At 49.2% G+C, this 22,119-nt stretch carries 20 protein-coding genes; 4 read left to right on the forward strand and 16 right to left on the reverse strand.

What is annotated here, in order from left to right; translation table 11 throughout:
* On the forward strand, positions 1 to 385 hold a 385-nt coding region (locus tag ADU23_RS31925), incomplete at its 5' end, for an integrase core domain-containing protein (RefSeq protein ID WP_197286031.1).
* A 209-nt stretch (positions 386 to 594) separates the two neighbouring features.
* Here the strand turns inward: ADU23_RS31925 and pyrE are convergent.
* The 10 genes from pyrE to ADU23_RS04000 form a co-directional block, all read right to left on the reverse strand.
* On the reverse strand, positions 595 to 1,116 hold the full coding sequence (gene pyrE, locus ADU23_RS03955; RefSeq protein WP_053372561.1) for an orotate phosphoribosyltransferase: 522 nt from the start codon (positions 1,114 to 1,116) through the stop codon (positions 595 to 597).
* A 102-nt stretch (positions 1,117 to 1,218) separates the two neighbouring features.
* Complete coding sequence (locus ADU23_RS03960) at positions 1,219 to 2,097, reverse strand: DUF72 domain-containing protein (RefSeq protein ID WP_053372562.1); 879 nt, start codon at positions 2,095 to 2,097, stop codon at positions 1,219 to 1,221.
* Between the two features lie 150 nt (positions 2,098 to 2,247).
* Complete coding sequence (locus tag ADU23_RS03965; RefSeq protein ID WP_053372563.1) at positions 2,248 to 2,712, reverse strand: MEKHLA domain-containing protein; 465 nt, start codon at positions 2,710 to 2,712, stop codon at positions 2,248 to 2,250.
* A gap of 66 nt (positions 2,713 to 2,778) precedes the next feature.
* Positions 2,779 to 3,207, reverse strand: a complete 429-nt coding sequence (locus tag ADU23_RS03970; RefSeq protein WP_231637305.1) for a disulfide oxidoreductase — start codon at positions 3,205 to 3,207, stop codon at positions 2,779 to 2,781.
* Positions 3,208 to 3,453: 246 nt separating this feature from the next.
* Positions 3,454 to 5,115, reverse strand: coding sequence for an extracellular solute-binding protein (locus tag ADU23_RS03975; protein ID WP_053372564.1), 1,662 nt, complete (start codon positions 5,113 to 5,115; stop codon positions 3,454 to 3,456).
* A gap of 72 nt (positions 5,116 to 5,187) precedes the next feature.
* Positions 5,188 to 6,090 (reverse strand): carbohydrate ABC transporter permease, encoded by a 903-nt coding sequence (locus ADU23_RS03980; protein ID WP_053372565.1) that lies wholly within the window; start codon positions 6,088 to 6,090, stop codon positions 5,188 to 5,190.
* A gap of 46 nt (positions 6,091 to 6,136) precedes the next feature.
* Entirely contained in the window at positions 6,137 to 7,000 is an 864-nt protein-coding gene (locus ADU23_RS03985) for an ABC transporter permease (RefSeq protein WP_082198273.1), read from the reverse strand.
* Positions 7,001 to 7,122: 122 nt separating this feature from the next.
* Positions 7,123 to 8,007 (reverse strand): carbohydrate ABC transporter permease, encoded by an 885-nt coding sequence (locus tag ADU23_RS03990; protein ID WP_231637306.1) that lies wholly within the window; start codon positions 8,005 to 8,007, stop codon positions 7,123 to 7,125.
* Between the two features lie 55 nt (positions 8,008 to 8,062).
* Positions 8,063 to 8,947, reverse strand: coding sequence for a carbohydrate ABC transporter permease (locus ADU23_RS03995; protein ID WP_053372567.1), 885 nt, complete (start codon positions 8,945 to 8,947; stop codon positions 8,063 to 8,065).
* Between the two features lie 81 nt (positions 8,948 to 9,028).
* Positions 9,029 to 10,396: an ABC transporter substrate-binding protein gene (locus ADU23_RS04000; protein ID WP_053372568.1), complete on the reverse strand. Its 1,368-nt coding sequence runs from the start codon at positions 10,394 to 10,396 to the stop codon at positions 9,029 to 9,031.
* Positions 10,397 to 10,591: 195 nt separating this feature from the next.
* Between ADU23_RS04000 and ADU23_RS04005 the strand changes: the two genes are divergently transcribed.
* From ADU23_RS04005 to ADU23_RS04015, 3 genes are all read left to right on the forward strand, one after another.
* Positions 10,592 to 12,412: a cache domain-containing sensor histidine kinase gene (locus ADU23_RS04005; protein WP_053372569.1), complete on the forward strand. Its 1,821-nt coding sequence runs from the start codon at positions 10,592 to 10,594 to the stop codon at positions 12,410 to 12,412.
* Positions 12,402 to 14,030, forward strand: coding sequence for a response regulator transcription factor (locus tag ADU23_RS04010; protein WP_053372570.1), 1,629 nt, complete (start codon positions 12,402 to 12,404; stop codon positions 14,028 to 14,030). Before ADU23_RS04005 ends, ADU23_RS04010 begins: the two co-directional genes overlap by 11 nt.
* Before the next feature lie 180 nt (positions 14,031 to 14,210).
* On the forward strand, positions 14,211 to 15,752 hold the full coding sequence (locus ADU23_RS04015; RefSeq protein WP_053372571.1) for a GGDEF domain-containing protein: 1,542 nt from the start codon (positions 14,211 to 14,213) through the stop codon (positions 15,750 to 15,752).
* Between the two features lie 31 nt (positions 15,753 to 15,783).
* Here ADU23_RS04015 and htpG read toward each other — a convergent pair whose 3' ends face one another.
* The 6 genes from htpG to ADU23_RS04045 all read right to left on the reverse strand — a co-directional run bounded on the left by htpG (position 15,784) and on the right by ADU23_RS04045 (position 21,835).
* Complete coding sequence (htpG, locus tag ADU23_RS04020) at positions 15,784 to 17,664, reverse strand: molecular chaperone HtpG (protein WP_053372572.1); 1,881 nt, start codon at positions 17,662 to 17,664, stop codon at positions 15,784 to 15,786.
* Between the two features lie 238 nt (positions 17,665 to 17,902).
* Complete coding sequence (locus tag ADU23_RS04025; protein WP_053372573.1) at positions 17,903 to 18,961, reverse strand: polysaccharide pyruvyl transferase family protein; 1,059 nt, start codon at positions 18,959 to 18,961, stop codon at positions 17,903 to 17,905.
* 13 nt (positions 18,962 to 18,974) lie between these two features.
* The gene (locus ADU23_RS04030) at positions 18,975 to 20,099 is read right to left on the reverse strand and encodes a glycosyltransferase (protein WP_053372574.1); all 1,125 of its coding nucleotides are present in this window, start codon (positions 20,097 to 20,099) and stop codon (positions 18,975 to 18,977) included.
* A 5-nt stretch (positions 20,100 to 20,104) separates the two neighbouring features.
* Entirely contained in the window at positions 20,105 to 20,803 is a 699-nt protein-coding gene (locus ADU23_RS04035) for a glycosyltransferase family 2 protein (protein WP_053372575.1), read from the reverse strand.
* Positions 20,776 to 21,651, reverse strand: a complete 876-nt coding sequence (locus tag ADU23_RS04040) for a glycosyltransferase family 2 protein (RefSeq protein ID WP_053372576.1) — start codon at positions 21,649 to 21,651, stop codon at positions 20,776 to 20,778. The genes ADU23_RS04035 and ADU23_RS04040 overlap by 28 nt, the downstream gene beginning before the upstream one ends.
* The gene (locus tag ADU23_RS04045) at positions 21,635 to 21,835 is read right to left on the reverse strand and encodes a hypothetical protein (protein ID WP_157265592.1); all 201 of its coding nucleotides are present in this window, start codon (positions 21,833 to 21,835) and stop codon (positions 21,635 to 21,637) included. Before ADU23_RS04045 ends, ADU23_RS04040 begins: the two co-directional genes overlap by 17 nt.
* Between the last annotated feature and the right edge of the window lie 284 nt (positions 21,836 to 22,119).

Consider the following 22,119-nt stretch of genomic DNA (forward strand, 5'->3'; position numbering starts at 1 on the left):
AGCTCTTAAGGAGGCACTGAAGACACGCAAGCTTGATCCTAAGAAAGATGGAAAAGGACCTATCATCCGAACGGATAACGGCCCACAGTATATCARTAACGTGTTTGGTGATGCCTGCGAGGAGTTCCATATTCATCACGAGAGGATCCCGCCAAAATCGCCGAATATGAATGCTTACATTGAATCCTATCATAGCCAGTTAGAGCGAGATCTTTTGCAAAAAAATGAGTTTGAAACGTTTGCAGATGCCTACGAAGCGATAGACCGATACTTAGACTTTTATAACAACCKACGTTTGCATCGTAGTATTTTTATGCTATCACCGACATGCTTCTTTCAAGCTTGGCGACAAAACCAAATACAGCCGATGGTGATYAAACTGTAACCGGKTTTTGAATTCTGGAGCATTTACTCGAAATAAAGTGCAAGCGTAAGAACCGACTATTGAATTCCAATTAAAACTCCAAAATTAAGGGGTCAAACCGAATTTCCCGCTAAACCCGTTTAACCGCTACTCGCACATGCACCCTATACGCAAAAAAGCCTTAGAATCGCTTCTAAGGCTCACTTTTTGCGTATTAGGTCAAATTTATATTACGATTCGATAAGCTCGTCCATCTTAAACAAGGAATACAAGGACAACCCCGCGTCTTCCAGATTCTCTCTTCCCTGCTGCTCCCGTTCGATGACGCATACGACATTTTTAACTATCGCTCCGTAATCTTTCAAATCGTTGGCGCTTAATAGAATTTGGCCGCCAGTCGTGACGACATCCTCAATGATACAAACGTTTTTACCTTGAATATCAATGCCCTCTGCGAGCTTGCAAGTGCCGTACTCTTTGGCTTTTTTTCTGACGAACGCGACGGGGATTCCCGTTTTAAGCGACACGGCCGTCGCGATCGGAATACCGCCCATTTCAAGGCCCGCCAACACTTCTGTTCCTAGGGGAACCAACTTTGATAAATACTCCGCAATTAAATTTAGCAATATCGGATTCGACTCAAACAAATATTTGTCAAAATAGTCATTCGATTCTTTCCCTGATCTTAGCTTAAAAGTACCGGTCAAATGTGCCGTCTTATAAATTTCTTTTGCCAGAAGAGCTATTTCCATATTCCACCTGCCTAGGATTTCTTTTCATTTTACCACAATGCCAATTGATGTATAGATGAATATGTACACAACTTATCCGGACTTCAAACGGCTATCATTCCGCTAAAATAAATCCAACTGCTCGACGACGGGCGGCGGCGGTTCGTTCGGCTCCCCGCCATCCGGGCGGGCAAGCCCCAGCATCTCCATGAGCCGCTTCGCATTGTCTGCCGCATCCCCACCGGAGTTGTTGTTGAAAATGACGTGTATATGCTCGCTCTGCTGCTCCAGCAGCCGCAGCTTTCCAACCCAGTCCAACAGCTCCTCATCGCTATATCGGTACAAATAGCGCACCTCGCGCCAATTCGGCGCACTGGCTTGCGTCCACCCGGACACATTCCGTCCGTGAAACCTTACGATCGTGGAAAGCGCATCCGTTGCCCTAAGCACGGTTGGCACGGAGCCTGCTCCTGCCTGCGGCTCGTCGCAAACGCTGTGCATCCACTGCTCCCGTTCCATGAACGCTAGCGTCTTCTCGCGAAACTCCTCCGTGAACCAGCTCTGATGCCGAAACTCCAGTGCGCACGGGATTCCCTTCATTCGCTCCTTCGTCTCTCTCAAGATCCGAACATTTGCCTGCGTGCAGTCAAACCAAGGCGGATATTGAAATAGCGCCGCCGTTAATCGGCCAGCCGCGATAACAGGCTCAAGCATGTCCCGGAACGCCGCATACATTTCATTGGTTTCCGCCGCGGGCACCGACGGTCCTCGCTGATGTCCAGTCATTCCTTGATACGCCTTAACGAGAAAATGAAGCGTATCCGGCGTATCCTCCAGCCATTTGCCAAAGCGCTCCCTCGATTGAATGGCGTAAAAGGTGCTGTCCACCTCCACAACCGGAAAATGCTTCGCATATTGCCGCAGCTTGCTGCCTGCTTTTGCGCTTGGGACATACAGCCGATCATGATCGCCCCAGCCTGCCAGTCCGATATGTATCGGCATATTTACCCCTCCGCTGCTTCTTTTTGCCAATCTTTTTTTTCATTATACCTAACTTGCATATAAGGAAGCCAACAGCTGCGCACGGCAAAAAAAAGGGCTGCTCTCAGTAGATCATTCTACGAAGAGCAGCCCTTCCAAAGCCCATTCCTTCTATAGATAGCGATACTCCGAGAATGCAGCCGCTTGTCCCAGATAGCCTCCGCTCTCGTCCGCCAAATTCCAAACCGTCGCGTTCACGATATAAAACCTTCGGCCTGTGCTTGAAATTCGAATGCCCGTGTAATTGTCTACGTAGCCATTAGCGGTTACTGCCTCAAAGAAGCGGTCCCGCTCCGCACGCTCCATCGGCTCTGCCGTCAATCTCGAGGGCGTGCTCGTGAACGTCTCCCACTCCATCTCCCACAGCCCAAGCCCTTTCTGATTCCCATAGTTTAGAACGGGATCAGCTTCCGTGCCATGCGATAAAATAACGGTTGTTGCATGAAACAACTGCTCCCTAATGCTCTTGCCGGGCTCTATATCCAGCAGCTCCTTGCCTGTCCAACGCCGGTAGCTGTCCAACAGCAGCCTTGCGTGCTCCTCGGCGGCGCCTACGCCTGTTAGCGGTAATTGCACTTGTCGTTCCTCCCCGTTTTGCTTGCTCCAATCTATATATCACGGAGAGCCGCGCTTGTCTACTTCTTATGAACGGTTAAGCTTGCGCAGGCGAAGCAGCGCCGTCAAAATCATAATAAACGCAGCAAGCGCCAGCATCGGAATCGTAATGAACCCAAACCAGTTCAAATAATCGCCTTGGCAGGAGACCGGACCGCATGCTGCAAGCGGGGAGTCATGCGGCAGCTTCTGAAGCACCGTATGGTAGAGCGAGAAGCCCCCTCCGATCACAACAAGCGGCAAAGCATACGAAACAATCCCTGTATCGCTTTTCGAATAGGCTATTCCAAGCAGAATCGCCAGCGGGTACATAAAGATGCGCTGAAACCAGCAGAGGCTGCACGGCGCAAAATGCATGACCTCGCTCAAATACAAGCTGCCTGCCGTTGCCAGCACAGCCGCCGCCCAAGCAACAAATAACCAAAATGATTTCTTCTTATCCAATTGTTCTTCCAAATCATTCTCCTCGCTTCCTTGAGCTCAATTCCCTATCTATCATTTTCGCTCAAAGAAGTGGAGATAGACATGACTCGAAAGAGCTATAACATGCGGCATGTTTAAAAATATTCACGGATATTGGGTGGTTTCCCCACTTTTTAAACCGCTCTAAGAAGAAAGCTTCCACCTCCCCAAAAAAAGGACGCCCGCCAGGCAGATAAATCTACCGGCGGAGCAGCCCTTTTGCACTATCGCTTAGACTAATTATTTGCCGTTAATCAAAGCTAAGTTCTCTTTCCATCTTGCTGTGCGGAACTCGTTGACTTTGTCGAAGCCGAGGCTTGTTGTCGTTTTCTTCGCTTCGTCGATCAGGCTAAGCACCTCAGCGTCGCTCTTCGCGAACAGGATTTTGCCGAAGTATTCGTTAGCGATCTCCGTAACCTGTTGGTTGATAATCCCTTCATCCGTCTCAGGAGCCGGGTCGATATTGTTGTACTGCGTCATGTTTTGCGATGTTTTCCAAGCGATGTTCAGCTGTGCCAAAGCACCCCAGTTGCGTTGGTCCTCCGGCAGCGTTTGCTCGATCTTCTGCTTGCTCGTATCAACAAACGTAGCGTTTCCTGCCCATACGTATGCTTCCAGTTTATCCTTGTCCTTCACCTCTTGCGTAGTGCTGAACCATTTGTCGTTCGGAATTGGCGCTCCGTCTGCGTCAAAATCATCCCAATACAAGCCTTGCGGTCCGAAGAACATAATGCGCGTGCCTTCCTCGCCTGTCATCCAATCCAAGTAAGCGAAAATCGCTTCCGGGTTTTTGGCGCTTGTCGTAATGACGTTAACGTTCCAGCCAAGCGCATTATAACCATTCGGATACACTTTGTTTTTATCCAAGCCAGCCTTCGCTACCGGCCAAATAAACTCATAACCGGCATTTGGATCCTGTGCTTTTAACGCGTTATGGCCTTCGCGGCCCATGTTCGTTGCATTGCCGCCCACGAATACAGCGACCCTGCCAGTTGCCAGCTTCTCTTTTACCTGATCGTCCTTTTGCGTCATCGCATCCTGCGTCATCAAGCCTTCTCTAAACAGCTTGCTTGCATAAAGCATCGTTTCCTTCCAAGCTTCATTGTTATAGATCGTATCGAACTTATCGCCATTCGGGAATGCCTTCATCGCGTGGAATGCGCCGGCTGCGCCCTCTTGGAAGCTAGGGAACATGACTTCAACGCCGGAAGCGTTGCCGCCAACCTCTAAAGGCACAACGTCAGGATATTTGGATTTTACCTGCTGCAAGTAAGCGTACAAATCATCAGTCGTTTCAAGCTTAGGAGAGCCAAGCTCCGCATAAATCTTCTTATTCACAAACCAGCCGCCGTTGCCTGTAGGCGCAGCCGTATACCAGTTCGGGAATTGATAGATTTTGCCGTCGCTGGAGCGAAGCATGTTCAATGTCTCTTCGCCCGCCCATTTTTTCAAATTGGGATACTTATCGATATATTCGTCAAGGGGAACGAGCGCTCCCGCTGATCTTAGCCGTTCTACTTCTGGACCGCGGTCCATCATAATTGCGTCGGGAAGCTCTTTGGAGGCGATCATCGTGCTCAGCTTCTGCGCTGCCGCTCCGCCGGATTGAATCGGATTAACCGTAACCTTCAAATTATCCTGTACCCATTTGCTGTTCGGGTTCGCGCCCCATGGCTCCGTGGTCCACCAGTCATAATGTACATAATAAGAAAATGATACCGGCGTTTCCCCCAAAACAAACCCTTTGCTCGTTTCTGCTTTATTAGAGCCTGTGTTGCCTGAATTGCCTGCTTTGCCCGTATTTCCGGTGTTTCCGCCATTATTGCCGGAGCAACCCGCGAGCAGCACAGAACCGGCAAGACCGACGGTCATAAGCGTGGTTAGCAGCTTTTTTCCTTTCATATTCGTACGCCTCCCATTTTTTAATATATATACTCAAACCACTCGCCGAAGCTATTTGGCCGAATACCAGCTTTACTCCTTTAAGGAGCCGATCATGACGCCTTTTACGAAAAAACGTTGAACGAACGGATATACCAATACGATTGGAATCGTGGCTACCATCATCGTGGCCATCGTGAGCGACTTGCTCGTGACGCTCTGCATCCGGCTTAAGGCATCCGTAGCGGCGCCGCTGCCTTGCGAAGCGATCGACAGCTGCTCGCTCATCGTGTTCGAGTTCATAATTTGCTGCAGGAATGTCTGAATCGGATACAGCTTCGCGTCGTTAATGAAGATCGTGGCCGTAAACCAATCGTTCCAATGGTAAACCGCCGTAAACAATGAAAGCGTAGCCAATACAGGGCCTGATAAAGGAAGCACAATTTTGAAAAAGATGCCAAACGTGCTTGCGCCATCCATTTTCGCCGATTCCTCCAGCCCATCGGGCAAGCCCATGAAGAAGGTGCGGAATATGATCATATTCCATACGCTGACCGCGGTCGGAATGACCATGACCCAGAACGTATCCATCAGGCCAAGCTCGCGGTTTAGCAGGTAGAAGGGGATGAGCCCGCCGCTGAAATACATCGTAATAATCGCAAAAACCATATAAAATTTCTTCCCGATAACGCCTTTGACGGACAAGCCGTAAGCGAAAATAGCGGTGAAGAAAATCGATATCGCAGTTCCGGCAATGGTACGCGCAACCGAAATGAGAAAGGCGTCCACGATGCGGTCATTTTGGAATACGATGCTGTAATTATCAAGCGTAAACACTCTTGGCCATACCGTTATCCCGCCCTTCGCCGTATCCAACCCCTCATTAAAGGAAATGACGGCAGAGTTCCAGAACGGATATAGAGTAGCCAGCCCTAGCAGCACTAGGAAGATATAAATGAACGTTTGCAATACTTTGTCGCCGCTGCTCAGCTTCACTAGGCTTCACCACTTTTCTGCATATAAGCTGCCATTCGGGTCCGCTTTACCATAGGCTTGTACCTGCTCTTCTAGACAGATAGTTCGCCATCGTCAGCAAACCAACGCTAATAATCGCTTTGAACAAGCCAACCGCCGCCGCATACGAGAACCGGTTGTTAATGATCCCTATCCGGTACGCATACGTATCGATGACCTCCGCCACATCGCGGAGCATCGCGCTTTTGCCAAGCAGGAGCAAATCGTCGAAACCAGCATTCAACAAGCTGCCGATGTTCAGTATTAGAAAAATAATAATGACCGGCGTAATCGAAGGAAGCGTTATCAAAAAAATCTGTTTGAACTTGCTTGCCCCGTCAATCGACGCCGCCTCATACAAGCTCGGATTCACGCCTGCAATCGCCGCCAAATAAACGATCGTCGCAAAGCCGATTTCCTTCCACAAATTCGTCGTCACGATTATTCCCCAGAAGTACTGGGGCAGCGACAGAAAATTAATCGGCTTGTCGATGAGCCCAAGCGACTGCAGCAGGATGTTCAAGCTTCCGTTATCGACGGAGAGGATCGAGATCGTAAAGCCTGACACGATTACCCACGATAAAAAATGGGGCAAATAGCTGATCGTTTGAATCACTTTTTTGAACGCCATGTTTCTAACTTCATTAAGCATGAGCGCAAGCAAAATCGGAGCCGGGAAGTTGATAACCAGCTTCAATAGACTGATTACAATGGTGTTCTTTATTACCCGGAAGAAGTCAGGCGAGTTAAAAAACATTTCGAAATGCTTAAACCCTGCCCATGGGCTGCCAAAAAAGCCTTTAAACAAGCTGTAGTCCTGAAAGGCCATCAGCACGCCGTACATCGGAAAGTAATTAAATACGAGGATAAAAACCAATGCCGGAAAAATCATCAGCTGTACTTGCCATTGCGACAAAAACCGCCGCCAAAGCGGTCTTTGTCTGCGAGGGCTGCTTACCGCTGTATTTGCTGTAACAGGTGTTTGCACGCTACCTTCGCCTCCCCTATTCTGGCTTAGCCCTTCACCGCTCCGGCTGTTATGCCGCGCGACATTTGCTCCGTAAACAACAAATAAATGATGACGGTCGGCAAAGCAATAATCGTCATGACCGCAAACTGGGCGCCATAATTGGATGAATATTGCCCGGTGAATTTCATAATGGAAAATGGCAGCGTCTTGAACGTCTCGGACGTTAGAAACGTATTCGCCATAATGAATTCATTCCACCAGCTGATGAAGTTCATAATGCATACCGTTGCGATAGCAGGCTTCGTAATGGGCATGATAATGCGGAAAATAACGCCAAAGACGGAGCAGCCGTCCATCACCGCCGATTCCTCGATGCTCCTCGGGATCGTCTCCAGAAAGCCCGAAATAATAAGCAGGCTGATCGGCAACGAAAAAGCAATGTACGGTAGAATGAGCGACAAAGGATTATCGATGAGATTCAGCTTGTCGAACAAAATGAAGTTCGGCAGCAGCGTCGCGTGAATCGGTACGATCATGCCAAGCATGATGAAAGCCATCGCCGGCCCCCGCAGCTTCCACTCCATTCGAGTGAACGCGTAGCTCAGCATTAGCGCGAGGAAGGCCGCTACCAGAATCGTCACGGTCGTAATAAACACGCTGTTGAGCAAGAAGCGCGGAACGCTCCCGTATGTGAATGCATTCACGTAGTTATTCCATTCAAACGATTTAGGCCATTTTAAAATGCCGCTTCCAAAAAAATCTCCGCTCTTCAGAAACGAATAATTGATCAGCCAAATGAGCGGAAAAATTTGAAGCAGCGCCACGCTCCATAAGATGAGATGAAGAATAACCTTTATTGCGGGCGATGCGGCATCCTTTTTCTTAATGCCTACCGCTTCCCGATTGGTCTTAGCTGTAACGGCTCCCACAAGCATGCCTCCTAAAAATTCGTATAACCAAAAAATGCATACGCATCTGCCTACGTTAGAACTCGCCGACATCCTTCTTGAACGCCTTATTCATCGCAAGCGTAATAATAAGACAAATAATGACGAACACAACGGATATCGCGTTTCCATAGCCGTAAAGCGAGGAGGAAAACGCTGTTTTGTACAAGTAGTTGCCGATGAATTGCGTCGTATTGGCTGGTCCTCCGTTCGTCATGAGAAACACCGTTTCCATCTGCTTCAAGCAGGCGGTGACGGCAATGACGACCGCAACCCGAACCATAGGAGAGAGCAGCGGAATGATAACTCTTGTATACAAATTCACTCTGCCTGCGCCATCCAGCTCAGCGGCTTCGAATAGATCCTTCGGTATGCCTTGCAGCCCGGCATAATAAAGCAGCAGCGCATAGCCGAACCCTTGCCACATGACGACGACAATGACGCACCAAATGGCGATTTGCGGATCTCCGAGCCAGTCCTGCTTCCAAGCGCTTAAGCCTACGCCTTCAAGCAATTTATTTAACATCCCGAAATTCGGATGAAATACGCTTACCCACATTTTTGAGGTAACAACGATCGAAATAACGGCCGGTATAAAAAAGATGGCCCGGAACCATTTCTCTAGCTTTCCTGCATGCGTGACGAATATCGCAAACAATAATGCAAGGGGATGCTGAATCAGAAGCGTTGCTGCAAGCAGCAGCAGCGCGTTGCGCAATGACCGCCAAAAAACGCCGTCATGAAATAAGATTTTAATATAATTGTCCAGCCCAACGAACTCGTATGCGCCAATTCCCGTCCAATTCGTCGTACCATAGTAACCGCTCATGATAATCGGAAAGCAAACCATGAAGAGAAACAGCATAAAGCCAGGTGCGACTAGCCAGAAGATGGTGAGCCGATTGCTCATCAGTTTGTGCATGGTTCTCCCCGCTCTCTCTTTCGTAGAAGGCCGGGACAGCCAATATCATTTGGCCATCCCGCCGCTACCAGGTTAATCTTGTTATTTCAGAACAGCGACTGCTGCATCCATTTCCGTCAGGAACTGCTCCGGCGTAATTTGTTTGCCGAACAGCTTCTGGTGTGCTTCCATTACTTTTGTCTTAAACTCATCCGTGCCATTGTCATGAACTGGCGTACCGCTGGAAGATGTCATTGCGCTGAAAATATCAACCAGCTGCTTTTGAAGCGCCGTTTCGTTGCCAGTCAAGAACTGGTCAAACTTCTGAGCCGGCGTGCCGGAGCCGTTTTGCCATACTTGCTTCGCCCAATTGTCCGGTGCAAAGAAGTATTTCAGGAATGCTACCGCTGCTTCTGGGTTTTTCGAGTTTTTCGATACGGAGTATCCGCCGCCATACCAAGCCGCTACGTCCGTTGCCTTGCCTTTATCGGAAGCCGGATACGAGATCGCGCCTACGTTGTTGCGGAACTCTTCAGGGAAGTTCTCGTCCGTTGCAAGTCCCGCTTCCCAGTTGCCCATCACGTACATGGCCGCTTGGCCTTGGCCGAACAGATTGCGGGATGTGCCGTAATCCGCTGTCAGGAAGCCGTCTGCGAGTCCTTTATTTTCTGCCAGCGCCGCAATGTCCTGCGCCGCTGCCAAGAAATCAGCATCGCCGGAGAATTTGCCTTCGCCCTTTAGAACCGCATCCATTTTGTTGAAATCGCCTGTATGGCGCTGTGCCGCATATTCGAACCAGATTGGCAGCGACCAGCCTTCCATTGCGTTTGTAGCGATCGGGTTAATCTTTTTGGCTCTTAGCTGCTTCGAAACCTCCAGCAATTCTGCCGTCGTTGTCGGCACTTTCAAGCCGTTGTCGTCAAATAGCTTCTTGTTATAGTAGATAACGAGGAAATCCGTTCCGCGCGGCAAGCCGTACAGCTTGCCGTCTTGGGAGAAGCCGTCTGTCGCGCCTGGAACAAAATTGCTGTCCGCAAATTCTGATGCATTCAGCTCAAGCAGCATATTGTTGTCGATAAGCGGCTTGATGAAAGAGGTCTGGCCCCATGATTGAATAATGTCAGGCACCGCATCGGTTGAAGCGTATACTTTGATTTTGGCTTTGTACGGCTCATCCTGAAGCGCCTCGACTTCAATTTTCACGTTCGGGTTTTCAGCCATGTAGCTATCGATGATCGCTTGCTCGATTTTGCCTGCTCCGTTAGAGCGGTCCGCGAGCGCCGTAAAAAACTTAAGCGTTACCGGCTCTGCTGTTTTGCCCTCAACCGGAGCCTCTGTTTCCTTCGCTTCGTTGCTAGGGCTCGGCGCATTCGTGCTCTTATTTCCGTTTGCTCCGTTATTGCCGGAGCCGCATGCCGTTACCGTAAACACCATAAGCATCGCCACGAGCGTGATCCATATTTTTTTCATCGCTACCCCACCTTTATTTGTTTGACCAGGTATTTCCTGTTCTGCCCCCATTATAACTTGGAACTCCCATGCCAAAATATGACCCAAAATTTAGAATAGATGCCTCATTTTTTGGATCATAAGCAAAAAACCACTTCCTCCAATTATTTCTTGGTATACTGAAATCACAAATTTGAATGACTACAGGTGAAAATGATGAGAGCTCTTTTCCCTCCATTTCGACATATTACGCTGCAGCGCAAATTGCTTACGTTAGTCATTCCGCTTCTTATCGTTACCGTAGGTGTTACGGGTCTGTATTCGTACTACATCGCCTCAGGCGAGGTCGTCGATAAGCTGCGCCAGTCTCAGCTGAACATGGCGATCAAGACGAAGGACCAGCTGGACTATTTTGCCAAAAGCACGCTAAGCTTCTCCAATTACTTATTTCTGAATCCGACCGTGCAAGGCATGGTGATGAATGGCGATACGCCCCAGCGCCGCGACCAGGTATTCAAAAATTTGCTGCCGCTGATGGTTACCGGGGAATCGATCCAGTCGCTCATCCTCTACCCGACCTCGAAGGAGCATGAATCCGGCCAGCCGTTTGTCATTACGCAAACAGGCATCGCAAGCGCAATTAGCTTAGATGGATTTACCAAAACCCGTTACTATGAAAGGCTAGCCAAAACAGAGAACGGACAAATTTGGGATATGTTCTATCCGTCGGATTATATTTTGCCTGGCGATTACCATCATAAGATCGTCCTGATTAAGCCCTACAAAAGCTTTTACAATTATGCGCGCAACGGCCTTCTGATCATTGGGATGGACGCGGATAAGCTAAGCAAGACGCTGTATCATGACAACGGGGATGCCACGCAGTTTATTATGAATGACCAAGGCATCGTGCTCGCCGCAACCGACATGCAGTGGATCGGCAAGCCGGTCACCCTGCTTCCCGTATTTGACCAGACGAATGTAGACAATATTCATCCGGATCACGGCCTCGAGCTACTGAAGCAGAAGAAACAATATATCGTCTCGGATTCCGTATCGGACATTACCGGCTGGCATTCCGTCGTCATTCAGGATCGCAGCAAGCTGGTGCTAGAACTAAAGCATATCGGCTCCGTCACATTCTCGATCATGGCTGTCGTGACGCTGATCACCATCCTTGTCTCATGGGTCATCGCCCGCATTATTACGAATCCGATGAAAAAGCTCATGTTTTCTATGAAAGCGCTTCAGACCGGTGATTTTACGCAGCGTGTCCATTTTAACGGCAATGATGAGATCGGCAGGCTCGGACATTTGTACAACACGATGGTCGGACGGATCAAGACGTTGATCGACGATGTCTACGCCTCGCGGCTGAAGCAGAAGGAAGCGGAGCTTAAGGCGCTGCAATCGCAAATTAATCCTCATTTTCTGTACAATACGCTGAATATGATCAACTGGAGTGCCATGCAAAAGGGAGACAAGGAGATTTCCGAAATGGTTATTTCACTCTCGCAGGTGTTTCGTTTAAGCCTTAACAGCGGCAACGACTTCGTCGAGCTGGAGCATGAGATGGAGCTGGTGCGAAACTACTTGTTTTTGCAAAAGAAACGGTTCACGACCCGCTTTAATTTTGAAATCGACATGGAGCCGTCCATCCAGCATTTCCGCATGCCGAAGCTGCTGCTTCAGCCGCTCGTCGAGAACGCCATTATTCATGCGATCGAGCCCTCTGGCGGCAATGGACATATTCACGTCAAAGCTTATACGGAGAATTCGCGGATCATTTTGGAGGTCGCGGATAACGGGCTGGGCATGCCGGATGAACAGGTGCAGCGTTTGAACCAAGCGCCGGCACAAGAGCCAATGAAAAACTTGCAAATGAATGCGCCCCACTCCGGGATGGCATTGTCCAATATTAAAGAAAGGCTCGCTCTATTTTATGAGCAGGCGGAATTCGAGATTGTGAGCAGAGAAGGCTTGGGTACTAGAGTGCAATTACGAATCAAACAAGGGGGCAATGGAAATGGCGCTTAAAATGATCGTTGCAGAGGATGAGCAGTCCTTCCGCGAAGGCATCCTGACACTTGTCGACTGGAAGCTCTACGGCATCGAGATTGCAGGCGAAGCCGAGAATGGCAGGCAAGCTTTGGAGATGATCAACAATGATCCGCCCGATCTGCTGCTGACTGATATCCGCATGCCCCACTTGAACGGGCTCGACCTGATCCGCGCGGCCAAGGCGGCCGGACATGAGTTTCGTTCCGTGCTTCTGACAGGCTACAACGAATTCGAATACGCGAAGGAGGCCATCAAGCTTGGCGTGTCGGACTATCTTCTTAAGCCGTGCATGCCGCATGATATCGTTCGCGTGATCCTCGATCTCAAGCAAAAGATCGAAGAATCGGAAAATGAGGATAAAGCGGTCAACGAGCTGAGCCGCAGCTGGAACCGCAACATCCATTTGCTCAAAAATCAAATTTTGTCCCAGTGGATTCAGCAGCCGCTCATGCCGCTCGAAAATCGTTACAACGTCATCCGAGAGGTAGAAATGACGCTCGTGCAAGGATCGATTCAGGTCGGCATCATCCGAATCGATTCCAGCACGGGACCTAACGCCGCTTCCTCCAAAAGAGATCTAGAGCTCATTCGTTATGCGCTGCTGAACATTACAGGAGAGACGCTCCGCCCGCTTTATGCCGGCAAGCTTGAAGTATTCCGGCATGGCGACGAGATGCTGTGGATCGGCAACTATCCGGCCGATACGACGCATGATGCGATTGAGCGCGCGATGAAGGAGCTGCAGTACAATCTGGAAGCTTATCTGAAGCTTTCCATCAGCATATCGATCAGCTCGGTCAATGCCTCGGTCGAATATGCGCATATCGGCTACCAAGAGGCGATGGAAGCGATGCAGGGCAGGTTCTATCAAGGCCGGGGCGGCATCTTCTTCTACACATGCACGGATAAGCAGCAGTCAGCCAAAGCGTCCATATTGGACGATGCCTTGCTGCACCGTATCGGAAAGGAACTGCTCGTCTCTCTGCAAAATGAGCAGTATGAGCAGGCGGTTGATGCGATCGAGGCAGGCATGTCCCATATTCGCAACAATTCGGGTTATTCGAAAGCCGAGGTTCAATTATACGCGACAAGCCTCATCCTCGAGCTGCAAAAGTTTGCGCAAGAGCGCAAAGTAGCTTCGATTGAATGGCAGGACAGCTTCGTCAACTGGATTGAGAAAATTCCTAATATGGAGACGCTGGATGACTGCTCCGTCGTCCTGCAAAAGATCGTCCAGAGCATCGTCGAGGCCGTATCGAATCAAAAGTCGCTCCACCGCACCGTACACGCGACCATTGAGCTTATTAAGCAGCGGTACAATTCAAATCTTACGCTGGAGCTGGCCGCCAAGGAGACGTTCGTGAGCAATTCTTACCTCAGCTCCCTGTTCAAGCAAGAGCTTGGCGTAAACTTCCTCGATTACCTGCACCAATACCGTGTGGAGCGCTCCAAGGAGCTGCTTCGCCAAAGCTACAAAATTTATGCCGTCTCCAAGCTGGTCGGCTACCAGGAGGAGCGCCACTTCAGCTCAACCTTCAAGAAGTGGACCGGACTTACGCCGCGGCAATATCAGAAAAACTACAATGCGGAATAGCAGCAATGAACCATAAGAAGCGAGGCGCGGCACAGCGCCTCGCTTTTTTGTATTCACTTCCAAAAAAAGCAATTAACTTAACGATTAAGCCAGCCGATATATAACGTAGGTAAATAGACCTAACGGCTCATTCGAGAGCATCACTGGGCAATGCATGAATATCGTAGAGGAGGTATTGCCGTGCAATTTAGTTTCAACGCTAAGCTCATGACCATTATGGGTGTCTTCACCATTTTGCTGACCTTCAGCGTATCGCTGGTCAACCAGCATCGTTTAAAGGATAACTTGATCGCCGGTTATAAACGCGAATCCGCTTTAGTCGAAGATACCGTCGTCACCGCGGTCTCGGCAGCAGACAAAGCATTTCTCATTTCAGATAGGGACATCGAGAATAAGATGAGAGCCTACTCCCACCGTTTGCTGCAAAAATACTATGAAAATCCGGATGTTGCATCCTGGGACTACCAAGCGCTCAAAGGGCAGCTCGATGGAATGGACATTTACATCATTGACGATACAATGACCGTTCGGCACAGCAGCTTCCCTTTGGATGTTGGTCTAAGCTTCGCTGACGATGGAGGCGCGGAGGGCTCCTTCTCGCATCTCTTGAAAGAGAGGCTAAAGGAGAACACGTTCGTAGCGGATGGGCTCGATCAGGAAACGAATACGGGGAAAATCAGAAAGTACAGCTATATCCCCACCCCTGACCACAAATATTTGATCGAGCTTGGCTTGTATCTCGATAATAATCCGATCTTCCAAAGCTTCAATTTTCTCGAAATCAGCAACAGCCTTATCGAAAAATACAGCTATATCAACGACATCACCGTGTTCACGACGACGGGCAAGTCGATTGGCAAAACGGGCGCGGATGGAAAGTCGCTCGTCGTCGCCAAGCAAAATATGCCTGTCTTCAGCCAAGCGTACGCAAATTCCACCGTACAGGAGATCGCAAGCGAGAGGGATGGCTTGCCGGTTACTTATCGCTATGTCCCCTACACGATTCAAGTGGACAACGCGATAACCCGCTTTACCGATCAGCGCATCATCGAGATCATATACAACGAGCAGGAGCTGCAAACCAAGCTGCAGCAGAACAGGCATGTGTTCCTGCTTCAGCTGTTAGCGACAATCGCCATAGCGCTTATCATTTCCTACATCATAACGAGGCTTGTGGCAAAACCGATGTACCTGGCCTCCCATGATTTATTGACAGGCCTCTTCAATCGCGCGGCGTTTGAAAACTCCCTTATATCAAGCATAGAGAAAAACAAGAAAAAACAGAGCAACACGGCATTGCTTCTTATCGATCTTGATAATTTCAAAATGGTCAACGATCGGCTCGGGCATGATGCGGGAGATTCGTTTCTTCAAGAAATCAGCAAACGGATCCGTTCCGCTGTGACTTATCCCGATGCGATAACCGCGCGCCTTGGCGGCGATGAGTTTGCCGTAATTTTGAACCATATCGATGACAGGCAGATCGCTCTCGAAGCAGCCAGCTACATTATTCATGAGCTCAAGCGCCCTATTGAAATCAAGGGGATCAATGTGGTGAACGATTTCCGCACGACGGTTTCGATTGGAATTGCGCTTGCACCGGAGCATGCCCAGGATTCCGATGAGCTCTATGCTTGCGCGGATCAGGCGCTCTATCACTCCAAACGAAGCGGCAAAAATACGTTTAGCTTTTATGACGGCAAACAACCCGCACTGGCATAAGCCGGTGCGGGCTGTTTTTTGTAGCGCGAAATTAAGCCATTACTTTACAGATATCATTCGTGAACGCTACCGGATCTTGAATAGGCAGCCCTTCGATTAGCAGCGCTTGATTATAAAGCAAGCTCGTGTAGAGGCTCAGCTTCTCTTTATCGTTGCTGTAGGCGTTTTTGAGCGATTGGAAAATGTCATGGTTAATATTGATTTCGAGCACCTTGTCCGCTTTGACATCCTGGCTGTTCGGCATCGCCTTCAATATTTTTTCCATTTCGATCGTTACTTCGCCCTCAGTGGACAAGCATACAGGATGGGTTTTGAGTCGTTTTGAAGCTTTTACGCTCTTCACTTTATCCTGAAGGATCGTTTTCATCTGCTCAAACAGCTCTTTGTTCAAATCCTGCTCTTCGGCCGATTCTTCATCCTTATCATCCGCTTCAATGCCTAGATCGCCGCTCGATACCGACTTAAACTCTTTATCCTTATACTTCGAGACCATCTTGATTGCAAATTCATCGATATCATCCGTAAAGTACAAAATCTCGTAGCCTTTATCCGTCACCATCTCGGTTTGCGGCAGTCTATCGATTCTTTCAATCGACTCGCCCGAAGCATAATAAATATATTTCTGGTCCTCGCTCATTCTCGATACGTATTCATCCAGCGTGACAAGCTTTTTCTCCTTGGAGGAGTGGAACAGCAGCAAGTCCTGAAGCACGTCCTTATTCACGCCGTAATCGTTGTATACCCCAAATTTAAGCTGTCTGCCGAACGCTTTGTAGAAGGACTCGTACTTGTCGCGATCATCCTTCAAAATGCCCTGCAGGGCGCTTTTGATTTTGCTGTTGATGTTTTTGGCAATCAGCTTCAGCTGGCGGTCATGCTGCAGCATTTCTCTTGAAATGTTGAGCGATAGATCCTCCGAATCAACCATCCCTTTAACGAAGCTGAAATAATCAGGAAGCAGGTCCGAGCATTTATCCATAATCAACACGCCATTCGAATAAAGCTCCAGCCCTTTCTCAAATTCCTTCGTATAGTAATCAAAAGGCGTGCTCTCCGGAATGTACAAGATCGCATTATAAACGACAGCGCCGTCCGCGCTAATATGAAGATGCTTAATCGGCTTATCGAAGCCGTAGCGTTTTTCGAAATAAAATTGATCGTAATCTTCCTGCGTAAGCTCGTTTTTATTTTTCCGCCAGATCGGCACCATGCTGTTGACGGTTTGCTCTTCTTGGTATTCCTCAAACTCGTTTTCCGCGTCAGCTTTAGGGCGTTGTCCCTTCACATCCATCTTGATCGGATAACGGATGAAGTCGGAATATTTTTTGATAATGGATTTGAGGCGGTACTCCTCCAAATACTCGTCGTATTGATCATCCTCGGTATTTTCCTTAATGTTCAATACGATTTCCGTACCTACCGAATCCTTCTCGCAAGGCTCGATCGTGTAGCCGTCCGCACCCGTTGATTCCCATTTGAAAGCCTCGTCGCTGCCGAGAGCCTTGGTCACGACCGTAACTACGTCAGCCACCATAAACGCCGAGTAGAAACCGACGCCGAATTGGCCGATGATATTGTGGCCGTCCTTCAGCTCATTTTCATTTTTGAACGCAAAGGAGCCGCTCTTCGCAATGACGCCAAGATTGTTTTCAAGATCTTCCTTCGTCATGCCAATACCTGTATCCGTAATCGTAAGCGTCCGGTTTTCCTTGTCGGCAACGACTTTAACGTAATAATCTTCTTTGTTGAATACCAATTTCTCATCGGTTAGCGCTTTGTAATATAGTTTGTCGATGGCATCGCTCGCATTAGAGATCAGCTCTCTAAGGAAGATCTCTCTTTGCGTATAAATGGAGTTAATCATCATTTCCAGCAATCGTTTCGATTCTGCTTTAAACTGTGTTTTGGACATGAGTAAGTCCCCTTTCCATTCGTCATTCAAGCATAACGGCTACTGCCTGCCTCTGGCGGCAAAAGCTTGTACCTCTTCCATATTAGCACTCAAATCCGTAGAGTGCTAATCCTTCCTTTTATATATCATAAACTATTTTTTACTGTCAACTTGAATTTGGCAAAATTCGAAAAAAAGAGAAGCTGCCCAAGGTCATATCCCTTTGGCAGCTTCTCTTTATGGATGGATGGCAGCGCGGTTAAAGCAGTCCCTCGCGAAATGGCTTCTCGAGGAGCAAACGATATTTTTCTTTCTCGGCACTGATCGTTCTGCGGATATCCTCCGATTCCTTCTCAATGCTGCCCACTCGATCCAGAATGCTCTCCCCTAACCGCTCGTCTCCCGTCGACAGCACGAATTCAGGAAGCTGGATAGAGAGGCCAAAATCGATGGATTTGAATCGGTAGCCAAGGCTTATGAAAGGCACGCCGGCAGCAGCGGATAAATAACTGGCATGCAGCTTGAAGTTGATCGTCAGCGCATACGATTTCATCCGCTCAAGCAAATCATCATGGTGATAGAGCTCAAGATCAAGCTCTACTTTGTCCGTGTTTCCAAGCTTCGCGTACAATCGCTTGCAAGCCTCCCGATCCGGACCCCATACCGGGAAAATATGAATGCGGTAGCCCTTGGAAATCAGCTGACGCAGCGCCTCCGCCAATTGCTGCTCCACTTTCTCCTCATTGCCGCCAAAAATCCGATTATAAGCGGTACCCCAGTTTACGCCGATCGTCCGGCTCTCCTGCCCCCGTTTGGGCGGCGAAGGAGGATGAAGCAGAAAGGCTGGATCGCCGCTAATGATCGCATGCTCCATGTCAACGCCGGAATCCTCAAGAAATTGATAGGATAAGGGCCCGCGGACGCCGCAAAATACAGAGCTCCGAACCAGCTCCGCCAGCTTCGCGTTTGTAGCTTCATTTTCTGCCGTGTAGGCAAGATTCGTTGTTACTTTGCCGGAAGCACCCAGCGCGGGATATTCCTGCCTGTCATGGCCGCTTCCCCAGATTAACACCCTCTTATTTTTCTTAACCGCTTGATAAGCGACATCAATATAACCTGGAATGAGGAGCGAGCCGCCGCCCAGCACAACCGTGTCATATGGACCCGGATTGCGGATATCGACGCCCGGTATCGATGGAAGGACATCATAATGCTTGTCAGGCAGATAGGATCTGCACAGATCCCGGAACAAGAGCCACATCAATTCATCACCAATGTTATTAAATCCAAGCCAGCCCACATACAAAATTCGTTTCATGCTTTACCACCCTTCAAGATGAATTGCCTAAGGCAACACGGTACACATTCATCGTCTGTTCAAGTACCCGGCCAATCTGAAACTCACGCTCAATCCACCGTTTCCCTTCTTTTCCAAGCACCCGCAGCTCATCTATCCGCCTGCAGCCCTGTGCGATGTCGTTCGAATAAAGATACCGTGAATAAGGAGCGTTTGATCCATGGTCTCCAAAATAGTGCATCCATGCCTGCTCGTAATTGTCCGGCTCCACCCAGCCAAAATAGCCGTGGTTGCCGATAGCAAGCACAGGCTTCTCGCAAGCCATCGCTTCCAGCGCTACCCTACCTGTACCTACGACGATGTCTGCGGCATTATAGTACTCTCGCATTTGTACCTGCTTGCCTACCATATGAATGAACTTGCTACCGCTCTCCTCCTCTATGAAGGACGCGAGCTCTTTGAGCGGCTCGAATTTGGGCCCGTCTCCTACGACGATCAGCTGCAGCCGGTCCCAACCGTATCGATGAAGATCCTTCATCGCACGCAGCAGCGTGTCGCAAGCCGTCGCTTTTCCCCATGCCAGCCGGCTTGCGTAGACCAGAACGACTGCATCCTCAGAAATGCCTAGATCAGAGCGCAAGCTCGATTGCGGAGTAGGATAAAACGCGAGCAAATCGATCCCATTCGGTACGATTGCAGACGTGGATCCTAGCTTCTCGATATATTTTTGAACGGGGGGACTTACGCTGATAACCGCCTTGGAGGAGGCAAGAATGCTCTTTATGGTCGCTTGCGGATAATAAGTGCCATGTGCGGTGAAGACCATCGGGATCGCTAATTGCTCTGCCGCTCTTGCGGCTAGCAGGCCTGACGGCGTCTGATGAACGTGAACAATGTCAATCTTTTGCCTTCGCATCATGTCCACCAGCCTCGCTAATCGATCCGCATAAGCTGGCGAGCTGGCTGCTCGAAAATCGTATAAAAACACGGCGCAGCCCGCTTCTTCGAACTGCGGTCTCATTAGGCCCTCGGATGAAATTAGGCTCACTCGTTGACCGCTGCTTATTAATGCCCTTGCCAAGCTTAATACATGAGTTTCCGTGCCACCGGCATCCATACTGTCCAGAGCCATCAACACGGATAACGGCGAGCTTGTCATTTCATTCACTCCTTTTTGGAATAATAGGCTAACGAGCGTTGATTCGTATGCAAGCGGTAGTAATATAAAATTTCAGGCATATTTTCTATGCGGGCCTTATGCTCCAAAAACTTGACGATAAAATCGTAATCCTCTGCACCGACGATTTTCCGGCTAAGCCCTCCGATACGGTCAAACACGTCGCCGCGAAACATGATCGTTCCATGGCAGACGCAGTGACCGCCCTTTCGGTAAACGCTGCGGATCTCCTCGCCATAACTTAGCCAGTTAGCCGGCACATATTGCCGATCTTTCTCCGCATCCTTAAAGGCAGCATAGTTCGTCCCGACCAACGCGACATCCGGCTCGCTTTGCAAATAAGCCACTTGTTTCTCCAAACGGGAGGAATGCGAGAAATCATCTGCATCCTGCACTGCGATAAACTCCCCGCGGGCAAGGAAGAAGCCCGTTGTTATAGCTCCAGAAAATCCAGCATTTCTAGGCAGCTTTACGAGGATAAGTGAATCTGTGCCGACTACCCCATTTTTCTCGCACCATGCTCTCACGACGTCAATCGATCGATCGGATGATGCATCGTCAACGATAATAATCTCCTTATTCACATAAGTCTGCCGATGCAAGCTATCCAGACATTCGGCCAAATACGCCGCTCGATTATGGTTAGTTATAACGATACTTACTTTTCCAGGCTCTCTCTGCACCATTTGTCTCCTTCATTCCCCTTTCTGCTATGGATGGCATGCAGAGCTTCAAAATGATCTCCGATAATTTGCATCGCAGCCGGCGAGTGGTCGTCCCCTTGCTTATTGTGCTTATGGGGCCTGTAGCGGTTCAGCCGATCCACCTCGACCTTATGCACGGCCTTGATGGACAAGCCGCTAAGCACAGCAAGCGCGTATGCCTTCGGCGGGCACAACAGCGAGGACCAGGGAATGGCTTCAAGCACCCGTCTATTCATGGCGAACGGTACGGGGACAAGCGATGCATTCGCAAGCTCCACGCGGCCCAAAGCCATATTTAGCGCTATTTTCAGCGTCGTTACGGCACTCCATGGAATGCGCATGCGAAGATGGTGATCCAGCTTATTGACAGCCAAATCACATTCATGCAGCACCGCATCAGCAAACGGGACAAGCTCCTTCCACGGGATAACAAAATCACCATCCACAAACAATAATTGCTCACCGGAGGATGCCAAAGCGCCGATTGCCCGGCCGACATCTGTTCCCAGCGGCTCCTGAAATCCAATAATGGACGCGCCAAGCCCATGAGCGATCTTCTCCGTTCGATCGAAGCTTCCGTTTACGACAACGATAATTTCAGCAGGCGACAGCTGCTTTACCTCTTGAATGACACGGCCAATAGCCGCTTCCTCGTTCTGAGCAGGAATAATGACGGATAAGCGCTGCTTGGCTGTGCTGCGTTTTCCGGCTTGGGAGAAATCCGTTCCTTGCCTGAGCACAGGCATCGCCTGCTTGTCTTCCATCAGCCGCTTGACCAGATCCCGTCTTCGCCCGCCATCCGTGCAGCCCTGCCTATAATATTCGAACATAATCAATGACCCGCGAGCGAATCAGCACATCCTCCGTGCCGCTGTATCCGGGTATGCTTAAAGCTTGAACCACCACAAAGGAGAAGCCTACCTTAATCAAAACACCTACAATTACTTCGCCGTTCGAGAGAACCACCTCTACGTCTCTGCCTTGGTACGTGCGCAGCTTTAGATAAAATGACACATGATCAACTCCTTCCAATTGTTACCCTCATCCTATTCGAGAGATTAGTAGAGTGAACGGCACAAGGCTAATTTGAAAAAATTTTCATAGAATCCGCACTTATGCGTTGTACAAAATGCTGAGTAAGAGTCACCCTTGCCGATACGAAGCTCGTATATTGCACATATTGCAGCGTTCAATGAAAGCTCGCGATATTAGGCGCGTCTATTGCGCAAAGCACCGCTGAAAACCTGCCTAAACTCAAAATCTTGCAGCAGCAAAAAAAAGCAGACCATGGATTAACC

Source organism: Paenibacillus sp. FJAT-27812 (genome assembly GCF_001273905.1).
Taxonomy (GTDB): Bacteria; Bacillota; Bacilli; order Paenibacillales; family Paenibacillaceae; genus Pristimantibacillus.